The 2057-nt window shown below is 59.8% G+C and carries 1 protein-coding gene and 1 pseudogene; one reads left to right on the top strand and one right to left on the bottom strand.

Going from position 1 to position 2057, the window contains the following annotated elements; genetic code table 11:
• Positions 1-149: 149 nt before the first annotated feature.
• Positions 150-1726, bottom strand: a protein-coding gene (locus AWB67_RS36850) for an IS3 family transposase (protein ID WP_087660744.1) whose coding sequence is annotated in 2 segments (ribosomal slippage) — positions 150-1258 and positions 1258-1726 — 1578 coding nt in all. Because the reading frame shifts where the segments join, the coding sequence is not laid out codon by codon here.
• A 170-nt stretch (positions 1727-1896) separates the two neighbouring features.
• Between AWB67_RS36850 and AWB67_RS40340 the strand changes: the two are divergent.
• Positions 1897-2057: pseudogene (locus AWB67_RS40340) on the top strand (IS110 family transposase); the annotation flags it as partial.

Below are 2057 nucleotides of genomic sequence, written 5' to 3'. Positions count from 1 at the left end.
CACGATGTATGTGCTTCACTACGACGGCATTGGCGCTGTTGGGCTCCCCGGCAGCAGCAGCCAGCACGAACTTTGCGAGAAAGCAAATGAAGAAGGTTAGCCACCCCTTCGGAAATTTTCAAGGTAGTTGTCGCCTCGACGTTTAGATTTCAGGCGGCCTTTCGCTCATGTTTATCGCGCTGCGGAGTTCCTGCCTGGGTGTCGGTTCGATCCGGGTTCAGATGCACAGCATTTACGCGCTGCCAGTTGCGCGTGCGGCCTTTCCATCGGAGGGGATTGCGTTGCCGGGCAGTCGCGTAGAGCGCCGCGCGTCGATCCAGAATCTCGTGGTCGAGGTTGGCATGGCGCTGCGCCGGCGTTACGAACCTGATTGCGCTGTGACGATGTTCCTCGTTGTACCAGCGCACCAGTGCGCCCACCCAGGCACGCGCGGCGAACAGGGTATCGAACGGCTTGAGGGGGTAAGCCGGCCGGTACTTCAGCGTCTTGAACAGTGACTCGGAATAAGGGTTGTCGTTGCTCACGCCCGGGCGACTCAACGACGGCATGACACCCAGCGCCTGAAGGGTGGCGAGCGTCGTCGCGCCTTTCATTGGGCCGCCGTTATCCGAATGCAGAATCACCTGATCGGGCTGTGTCGCTTCGCGTGCGCAAAGGTCCCAAAGGACTTCGCTGGCCAGCGCGCTGCTTTCCTCGGCATAGACCTGCCAGCCGACGATCTTGCGACTGAATACATCCAGAAACAGGTATAGATAAAAATACTGTCCACGGATCGTCGTCGGCAGATACGTGATGTCCCAGGAATACAACCGGTTCGGCGCGTCGGCGCAAACCGAACGCGGTTTGCTGCGAGCGTGGGCCGGCCGTTCGCTACGCCGGTGAGCAAGTTGCTTCTCGGCCTTCAGTACCCGGTAGAACGTCGATTCGGAGGCAATATAGCGTTGCTGGTCTGCCAGTCGCGGCACGATCTGGCTTGGCGGCAGATGACCGAATTCGGCCGAGTTCGCGACCGCCAGCAACTCGGCGCGTTCGTCGGCAGAAAGCCTGTGGCACGGCTCATGGTGCCGTAACGAGCGCCCGTCCACCGCGTCAGGTTCGCCGCGTTGCCAGCGCTGAACTGTCCGGGCACTGAGCCCCAGAATGTTGCACGCGTGCGCCTGGCGAGCCCCGGCCAGGGTCGCCTCGCTGATCAGGCTGATCAATTCCTTGCGCTCTTCAGGGGCCGTCATTCGGCCTCGCCCTCGAACAGCGCGCGGTACTTTTTTTGCAGCACCAGTAGCGCTGCAGCTTCAGCCAGCGCCTTCTCCTTGCGATTCAACTCGCGCTGCAGCTGGACATTGGCCTGTTTCAGATCCCGCACTTCCCGGGCAGTTTCGCGACGGCTGCCGGTTCCACCAGCGGCACAGAAATCTGTTCGCCATTGCACGAGATGATGCGCAAACAGGCCGCGCTCGCGACACCAGCCGTTCAACGCTTCATCAACCAGCCCGTGGCTCTCCTGCAAGGCCATCAGCCGTTCTTCTGGCGACCAGTCATCCGGACGTTTTGCATGCCCGGAGCTCGAGCTCCGGTTCGCGGCGGAGGCACCTCTCATCCAATTCCTCAATGTCAAAACGTTCACCTTCAATTCCTCGGCTACGGCTCCAACCGTTCGGTTGCCGCGCTGCAGGACCTTCGAGAGCGCCTGCTCCCTGAACTCGACAGAATACGTTTGTTTCGCCTTCAACTCGCACCTCTGACTCTTCTTGATAAAGAAATTCAGAGGCGACAAATGGAATGAACGCCCCCACCTACCACGTGGGTGACGCCGAAGAGTCGGACCCTCACGGGCCGACGGCATCAAAGTGCCCAAATGGAAGATCATTGAGGTCTTCACAGGCTAACCGGAGGTCCGAAATGAAGTATACGACGGTCGGGGTGGACATCGCAAAGAACGTCTTCCAGCTTCACTGGGTGGATGCCGGCACGGGCGAGATTATGAACAAACAACTGAAGCGCGCCGCATTCCTCGAACATTTTGCGAATCGCGAGCCTTGCCTCATCGGAATGGAGGCCTG

The sequence above is a fragment of the Caballeronia terrestris genome (genome assembly GCF_001544515.1).
Taxonomy (GTDB): domain Bacteria; phylum Pseudomonadota; class Gammaproteobacteria; order Burkholderiales; family Burkholderiaceae; genus Caballeronia; species Caballeronia terrestris.
Note: the sequence above shows the minus strand (reverse complement) of the source record. Positions and strands in the feature narration are given on the sequence as shown.